The following is a 7,903-nucleotide window of genomic DNA, read 5'->3' as shown; positions in this document are numbered from 1 at the left end:
AACCGCCCACCCCCCCCCCCCCCCCCCCCCCCCCCCCCCCCCCCCCCCCCCCCCCCCTCTTCCTGCCCCCACACCCCCCGCCCCGCAGGACCAGCAGGTCAGAAGCCGCGGGCGAGCCGATGGTACGCCTGGCTCCAGCGCAGCTCGGCGGCGAACCGCCGGACCGTCGTGTCGGCGTCGATGACCGCCAGTTCAGTGCCGGTCATCTCGGCCAGATCGTGCAACTCGTCCACCCCGACGGCCTGGGAGAGGACGGTGTGGTGCGGGCCGCCGGCGGTCAGCCACGCCTCGGCCGACGTCGGCAGGTCCGGCTCGGGGCGCCACACCGCCCGGGCCACCGGCAACTTCGGCAACGGCTGTGCCGGCGGCACGACCTCTATCTCGTTGGCCACCAGGCGGAACCGTTCGCCCAGGTCGACCATGCCGAGCACGACGGCCCGGCCGGGTGCGGCGTCGAAGACCAACCGGACCGGGTCCTCCCGGCCGCCGATGCTCAGCGGGTGAATCTCACACGACGGGGTGTCGGCGGCGATGCTCGGGCAGACCTCCAGCATGTGCGCGCCGAGGATGAGCTCCTGACCAAGGGTCAGGTCGTACGTGTAGTCCTCCATGAACGACGTACCACCGGAGGTGCCGACGGACATCGCCTTGAGGGTGCGCACCAGTACGGCGGTCTTCCAGTCGCCTTCACCGCCGAAGCCGTAGCCGTCGGCCATCAGCCGCTGCACCGCCAGACCGGGCAGCTGCCGCAGCCCGCCCAGGTCCTCGAAGTTGGTGGTGAAGGCCCGGAAGCCGCCCTCGGTCAGGAAGCCGCGCAGGCCCAGCTCGATGCGTGCGGCGTAGCGCAGCGAGTCGTGCCGGTCGCCGCCGGCCCGCAGCGCCGGGTCCACCCGGTACCGCTGCTCGTACTCGTCTACCAGCACCTTGACGTCGGGGTCCGGCACCGCGTCGACCGCCTCGACGAGTTCGTTCACCCCGTACGTGTTGACCGAGACTCCGAACCGGACCTGCGCCTCTACCTTGTCGCCTTCGGTGACCGCGACGTTGCGCATGTTGTCGCCGAACCGGGCCAGCTTCAGTGAGCGCAGTTCGGTGTGGCCGATCGCGGCCCGCGCCCAGCCGGCGATCCGGCCGACGACCCGGGGGTCGCTGACGTGGCCGGCGACGGTCTTGCGGGCCACCCCGAGCCGGGTCTGCACGTAGCCGAACTCGCGGTCGCCGTGCGCGGCCTGGTTCAGGTTCATGAAATCCATGTCGATCTCGGCCCACGGCAACTCAACGTTCGCCTGGGTGTGCAGGTGCAGCAGCGGCTTGCGCAGCGCGTCCAGGCCGGAGATCCACATCTTCGCCGGGGAGAACGTGTGCATCCAGGCGACCACCCCGACCACGCCGGGTTCGGCGTTGGCGGCAAGGCAGACCCGCAGGATCTCCTCCGGGCTGGTCAGCACCGGCTTCCAGATGATCTTGACCGGCAGCCCGTCGGCGGCGTCCAACCGCCGGGCGATCTCCTGGGACTGCTCGGCCACCTGCTGCAACGTCTCCGGACCGTACAGCCCCTGGCTGCCGGTCAGGAACCACACCTGCGCCGACCGCATCGATGCCTCCATCACCACGGATCCCCCCTGTGCCCCACTTCTCGGTCCCATCTGGACAATCTCTGCCGGCCGCGGTTCACCGCTGGCCGTACACGTTCTGGTAGCGCTCGTACAGCGCGTCGACCGCTGCCTGCGGCAGCGGCTCGACCGGACCGAGCTGGCGGGCCAGGTGGATGGTGCGGGCCACGTCCTCACACATCACCGCCGCCTTCACCGCCGCCTTCGCGGTCGCGCCGATGGTGAACGGGCCGTGCTGGCGCATCAGCACCGCCGGTGACCGGTGTCCGGTGAGCGTCGCGACGATGCCCCGGCCGATCGCGTCGGAGCCGATCAACGCGAACGGCCCGACCGGGATCTCACCGCCGAACTCGTCGGCCATCGCGGTCACCGCGCACGGGATCGGCTCGCCGCGCGCCGACCAGGCGGTGGCGTACGGGCTGTGCGTGTGCACCACCCCGCCGACGGACGGCATGTGCCGGTAGACGTACGCGTGCGCCTCGGTGTCGCTCGACGGCGCGTAGTCGCCCTCGACTAGCGCGCCGTCCAGGTCGGTGACGACCATGTGCGCCGGGGTGAGCTCGTCGTAGCTGACCCCGGACGGCTTGATCACCAGCAGGTCGGCGCCGGGCACCCGGGCCGAGACGTTGCCGCTGGTCCAGGTGACCAACCCCCAGCGGGTCAGGTGCTCGTGCAGCCGGCACACCTCGGCACGCAGCCGGGTGATCTCGGCGGAGTGGATGGCGGTTGTTGTCGTCATTATGCGGAAGCCTCCCGGTCGGAGCGGGCGAGCGCGGCGTTGCGGATGTCCCGCAGCCGGTGCATCGCCTTGTCCGCACCGGTGCCGAAATGGTCGTGCAGCAGCTGGTACTCGGCGTACAGCCGGTCGTAGCCGGCGGCGGCATCGGGGTCGGGGCGGTAGACGGCGGTCTCCACCGCGCCCATCACCCCTGCCGCGGTGACCACGTCCGGGTACGCCCCGGCGGCGACCGCCGCGTGGATCGCCGAGCCGAGCGCCGGCGCCTGGTCGGAGCTGGCCACGCTGACCGGCCGGCGCAGCACGTCGGCGTAGATCTGCATGATCAGCTTGTTTCGTTTCAACCCGCCGGCGACCACGAACTCGGTCACCGGCAGCCCGGCCCGTTCGAACGTCTCCACGATGGTCCGGGTGCCGAACGCGGTCGCCTCGATCAGCGCCCGGTAGATCTCGTCCGGCCGGGTGGCCAGGGTCAGCCCGACGATCAGCCCGGAGAGGTGGTGGTCGACCAGGACCGACCGGTTGCCGCTGTGCCAGTCCAGGGCGACCAGCCCGTGCCCGCCGACCGGCTGGTCGGTGGCCTGCCGGGTGAGCAGCTCGTGCACGCTGAGCCCGAGGCGCGCGGCCTCGTCGTGCACCGCCGGCGGTACGCCGTTGTCGACGAACCAGGCGAAGATGTCACCGACACCGGACTGGCCGGCCTCGTAGCCGTACGCCCCGGCGGTGATGCCGCCGTCGACGACGCCGCAGATGCCGGGGACCTCGACCAGGTCGGTGCCGTTCATCACGTGGCAGGTGGAGGTGCCCATCACGGCGAGCAGCTGCCCCGGTGCGACCGCGCCGGCCGCCGGCGGGGTGACGTGCGCGTCGACGTTGCCGACGGCGACCGCGATGCCGGCCGGCAGCCCGGTCCAGCCGGCGGCCTCGGCGGTCAGCCCGCCGGCCCGGGCGCCCAGCGGCAGGATCGGATGCTCCAGCCGGGTGGCCGCGAAGTCGGCGAAGTCGGGGTGCAGCGCGGCCAGGTACGCCGGGTCCGGGTACCGGCCGTCCTGGTAGATACCCTTGTAGCCGGCGGTGCAGGCGTTTCGGGTCTCGGCGCCGCACAGCTGCCAGACGATCCAGTCGGCGGCCTCGATCCACCGCTGGGTACGGGAGTAGACCTCCGGGTCCTCCTCCAGCACCTGCAACGCCTTGGCGAACTGCCACTCGGCGGAGATCTTGCCGCCGTAGCGGCCGATCCACGGCTCGCCGCGCTGGTGGGCCAGGGCGTTGATTCGGTCGGCCTGCGGCTGCGCCGAGTGGTGCTTCCACAGCTTCGGCCAGGCGTGCGGGCGCTCGGCCAGCTCGGGCAGCTGGCACAGCGGGGTCCCGTCGGCCAGGGTCGGCAGCACGGTGCACGCGGTGAAGTCGGTGGCGATGCCGATCACCTGTGCCGGGGCCACGCCGGCGTCGGCGAGCGCCGCCGGCACGGCGTGGCGCAGCACGTCCCGGTAGTCCTCCGGTCCCTGCAACGCCCAGTCCGGCGGCAGCGGTTTGCCGCTGGTGGGCAGGGCGCGGTCGATGACGGCGTTGCGGTACTCGTGCACCGCCGAGCCGGCTTCGGCGCCGTCGGCGACCCGGACCACGACGGCCCGCCCGGACAGGGTGCCGAAGTCGATGCCGATGGTGTACTGGTCGGTGTTCACCCGTTCTCCCTGTGGTGGATTCTGGCCTGGCCACTATGGTGAGTCATCTGCGCCGCCGGGTGACCAGGCGTTGCAGAATGATGAAGGCGAACAGCAGCGCACCGATGACGATCTTCGTCCACCAGGAACTCAGCGTCCCCTGGAAGGCAATGATCGTCTGGATGAGACCGAGCACGCCCACTCCGAGCACGGTGCCGAGCAGGTAGCCGGATCCGCCGGTGAGCAGCGTGCCGCCGATCACCACCGCGGCGATCGCGTCCAGCTCCAGCCCCTGGGCGTGCAGGCTGTAGCCGGAGAGCATGTAGAAGCTGAGCAGCACGCCGCCGAGCGCCGCGCAGAACCCGCTGATGGTGTAGACGGCGATCCGGGTACGCCCGACCGGCAGCCCCATCAGCAACGCGGACTGCGGGTTGCCGCCGATGGCGTACACATTGCGGCCGAACGGTGTGTACGCGAGCACGAAGGCGGCGATCAGCACGACGACGAGCGCGATGACCACGCTGATCGAGATGAAGTAGCCGTCGCCGAAACGCAGCCGCTGCTGGGCCGCGCCGGTCCAGAACGCGTCGGTGATCGGGATCGAGTCGCTGGTGATCAGGTGGCAGAGCCCCCGGGCCAGGAACATCCCGGCCAGGGTGGCGATGAACGGCTGGATGTCGAAGAAGTGGATGATCAGGCCCATCAGCAGCCCGAGCGTGGTGCCGATGAGCAGGACCAGCGGCAGCACCACACCGGCCGGCCAGCCCTCGCGCAGCAGCACGGCGGCGCAGACGGTGGTCAGGGCGACCACCGCGCCGACCGACAGGTCGATGCCGCCGGTGAGGATCACGAAGGTCATCCCGACCGCGACGACCAGCAGGAAGGCGTTGTCGACGAAGACGTTCAGCAGGATCTGCGGCTGGGCGAACCCGGTGTAGTTGAGCGCGCCGAGGCCGTACATGGTGGCGAGCAGGGTGAGCGTGGCGAGCACCGGCAGGTGCCGTTGCTGCGGCAGGTACCGCCGAGGGCGCACGGTCGGCGTCGGCGCGGTGGCCGTCGCCTGCCGGGGGTCGCTGACGTCGATCATGCCCGTACCTCCGCCTCTGCCGGTGCCGCCGGGCCGGCCTGCTGGGGCAGCCCGCCACCGGTGCCGTCCGGTCGCTTCCCGGGCGGGGTTGCCGGCGGCCGGGCGGGCCCGCCACGGCGGGTGATCCCGGCCAGCCGGGCGCGGAACGCCGACGACTGGGCCAGGCACAGCACGATGACCACGACCGCCTTGAACAGCAGGTTCGCCTGGCTGGGGATGCCGATGGTGTAGATGGTGATGTCCAGCGCCTTGATGATCACCGCGCCGAGGACGCTGCCGGCGAGGGAGAACCGGCCGCCGGTGAGCGCGGTACCGCCGATGACGACGGCGAGGATCGCGTCGAGTTCGATCAGGTTGCCGGCGTTGTTGCCGTCGGCGCTGGAGACGTTGGAGCTGAAGATAAGCCCGGCCATGCCGGCGCACAGTCCGGCGAAGACGTACGCCAGGATGACGAGTTGCCGGGCGCGGATGCCGGCCAGTCGGCTGGCGGTCGGGTTGCCGCCGACCGACTCGACCAGCATGCCGAGCGCGCTGCGCCGGATCAGCAACGCGGCGGCGGTGACCACCGCGACGACGATGAGCACCGACACCGGCAGGGTGAACGCGTAGCCGGCACCGATCACCTTGTACGGCGCCGAGTTGACGTTGATGATCTGCCCGTCGGTGATCAGCTGGGCCAGCCCTCGGCCGGCCACCATCAGGATCAACGTGGCGATGATCGGCTGGATGCCGATCGCGGCGACCAGGGTGCCGTTCCAGAGGCCGAGCAGCACCGACAGCCCGAGCGCCAGGGCGACGGCGAACAGCACACCACCGACGCTGTTCTGGTCGGCCAGACCGCTGATGTGCAGGCAGGCGAGCGCGCCGGAGATGGCCATCACCGAGCCGACGGACAGGTCGATGCCGCCGGTGGCGATGACCACGGTCATCCCGACGGCGACCAGGACCAGTGGGGTGCTGGCCCGCAGGATGTCGATCAGCGACCCGTACAGATGTCCGTCACGAACCGTGATGGAGAAGAAGCTCGGGGTGAAGAACAGGTTGCTGACCAGCAGCACCACCAGGATCAGCACCGGCCAGAACAGCCGCTGCCGGACCAGGCCGGTCAGTCGTCGGTGCGTGTCGCTCATGCTGCCGCCTCCCCGGCGATGGTCCGCATGATCCGGTCCACGTCGACGCCCGCGCCGTTGGCGAGCTGGTCGATCATCTGCCGGTCCCGCAGTACCGCGATCTTGTGGCTGAGCCGGAGGACCTCCTCCAGCTCGGCGCTGATGAACAGCACCGCCATGCCGCCGCCGGCCAGCTCGACCACCAGGCGCTGGATCTCCGCCTTGGCGCCGACGTCGATCCCCCGGGTCGGTTCGTCGACGATGAGCAGCTTGGGTTCGGTGATCAGCCAGCGGGCCAGCAGCACCTTCTGCTGGTTGCCGCCGGACAGGTTACGGATCGGCAGCTCCGGGTCGGCCGGGCGGATCTGCAGCGCGGCGATGTACCTGGCGACCAGCTCGTCCTGGCGGCGACGCGGGATCGGTCGGGCCCACCCCCGGGCGGCCTGCATGGCGAGGACCAGATTCTCCCGTACGGTCAGGTCCTCGACCACGCCCTCGGCCCGGCGGTTCTCCGAGCAGAACGCGATGCCGTTGGCCATCCCGGTCCGCGGGCCGCGCAGCGCGGTCGGTCTGCCGGCGATGCTCAGCCGACCCCGCTCCGCACGGTCGGCGCCGAACAGCAGCCGGGCCGCCTCGGTACGCCCCGATCCGAGCAGCCCGGCGAAGCCGACCACCTCGCCGGCGTGGATGGTCAGGTCGAACGGGGCGACCGCCCCGGACCGGCCGAGTCCGGTGGCCTCCAGCACCGGCTGACCGCCCTCCAGGGTGGCCAGGTCCGGCTTGGACTCACCGTCGAGCTGCTCCAGCACGCTGAGGTCCTTGCCGATCATCTTGGCCACCAGCTCCAGCTGGCTCAGCTGCGCGACCGGCCACTCACCGATCAACCGGCCGTTGCGCAGCACGGTCATTCGGTCGGCGATCTCGTAGACCTGGTCGAGGAAGTGCGAGACGAACAGGATCGCCACCCCGGCATCCTTGAGCTGGCGGATCACCGCGAACAGCTGTTCCACCTCGGAGGCGTCCAGGCTGGAGGTCGGCTCGTCGAGGATGAGCACCTTGGCCGAGATGTCCACCGCGCGGGCGATGGCGACCATCTGCTGTACGGCGAGCGAGTGGCTGGCCAGCGGCGCCGTCACGTCGATGTCGAGGTGCAGCCGGTGCAGCAGCTCGGCCGAGCGGCGCCGCATCGTGGCCCACCTGATCGCGCCGAACCGACGGGGCTCCCGCCCGATGAAGATGTTCTCCGCCACCGACAGGTTGGGGCAGAGGTTCACCTCCTGGTAGACGGTGCTGACGCCGGCCTGCTGGGCCTGCAGCGGACCGGCGAACCGGACCTGCCGGCCGGCGAGCCGGATCTCGCCGCGGTCGATCCCGTAGACCCCGGTGAGAACCTTGATCAGAGTAGACTTGCCGGCGCCGTTCTCGCCCATCAGGGCGTGCACCTCGCCGGGGAACATCCGGAAATCGACGTCGTCGAGCGCGACGACGCCGGGGAAGGTCTTGCCGATCCCGGTCATCTCCAGGATCGGCGCCGCGTCGGTCATCCGTACCTCTCACTGCTGTCGCTGCGGTCGGCCAGCGGGGGGGGGGGGGGGGGGGGGGGGGGGGGGAGAGGAGGGGAGGGGGGGGGGGGGGGGGGGGGGGGGGGGGGGGGGGGGGGGGGGGGGGGGGGGGGGGGGGGGGGGGGGGGGGGG

The 7,903-nt window shown here is 71.3% G+C and carries 6 protein-coding genes; all 6 read right to left on the bottom strand.

Translation table 11 applies throughout. From position 1 onward, the window contains the following. Positions 1-98: 98 nt before the first annotated feature. Positions 99-1,595, bottom strand: a complete 1,497-nt coding sequence (araA, locus tag ACXAHD_RS30175) for an L-arabinose isomerase (protein WP_475054854.1) — start codon at positions 1,593-1,595, stop codon at positions 99-101. 76 nt (positions 1,596-1,671) lie between these two features. Continuing rightward, positions 1,672-2,352 carry an L-ribulose-5-phosphate 4-epimerase gene (locus ACXAHD_RS30170; protein WP_281551182.1) on the bottom strand — a complete coding sequence of 227 codons (681 nt, stop codon included), beginning with the start codon at positions 2,350-2,352 and terminating at the stop codon, positions 1,672-1,674. After that, a complete protein-coding gene (gene araB, locus ACXAHD_RS30165) occupies positions 2,352-4,034 on the bottom strand; it encodes a ribulokinase (RefSeq protein WP_475054852.1) in 1,683 nt (560 codons plus the stop codon). The genes ACXAHD_RS30170 and araB overlap by 1 nt, the downstream gene beginning before the upstream one ends. Positions 4,035-4,077: 43 nt before the next feature. Continuing rightward, positions 4,078-5,100 (bottom strand): galactofuranose ABC transporter, permease protein YjfF, encoded by a 1,023-nt coding sequence (gene yjfF / locus ACXAHD_RS30160; protein ID WP_475054850.1) that lies wholly within the window; start codon positions 5,098-5,100, stop codon positions 4,078-4,080. Then, positions 5,097-6,230, bottom strand: a complete 1,134-nt coding sequence (locus ACXAHD_RS30155) for an ABC transporter permease (protein ID WP_475054848.1) — start codon at positions 6,228-6,230, stop codon at positions 5,097-5,099. Before ACXAHD_RS30155 ends, yjfF begins: the two co-directional genes overlap by 4 nt. Further along, the gene (locus ACXAHD_RS30150) at positions 6,227-7,753 is read right to left on the bottom strand and encodes a sugar ABC transporter ATP-binding protein (protein ID WP_475054847.1); all 1,527 of its coding nucleotides are present in this window, start codon (positions 7,751-7,753) and stop codon (positions 6,227-6,229) included. Before ACXAHD_RS30150 ends, ACXAHD_RS30155 begins: the two co-directional genes overlap by 4 nt. Positions 7,754-7,903 lie beyond the last annotated feature (150 nt).

Source organism: Micromonospora sp. ABR4_055, assembly GCF_056160425.1.
Note: the sequence above shows the minus strand (reverse complement) of the source record. Positions and strands in the feature narration are given on the sequence as shown.

Bases quoted from the DNA above. Each gene is read 5' to 3' on its own strand.
- araA (WP_475054854.1), bottom strand. From the start codon at position 1,595: ATGCGGTCGGCGCAGGTGTGGTTCCTGACCGGCAGCCAGGGGCTGTAC.
- ACXAHD_RS30170 (WP_281551182.1), bottom strand. From the start codon at position 2,352: ATGACGACAACAACCGCCATCCACTCCGCCGAGATCACCCGGCTGCGT.
- yjfF (WP_475054850.1), bottom strand. From the start codon at position 5,100: ATGATCGACGTCAGCGACCCCCGGCAGGCGACGGCCACCGCGCCGACG.
- ACXAHD_RS30155 (WP_475054848.1), bottom strand. From the start codon at position 6,230: ATGAGCGACACGCACCGACGACTGACCGGCCTGGTCCGGCAGCGGCTG.
- ACXAHD_RS30150 (WP_475054847.1), bottom strand. From the start codon at position 7,753: ATGACCGACGCGGCGCCGATCCTGGAGATGACCGGGATCGGCAAGACC.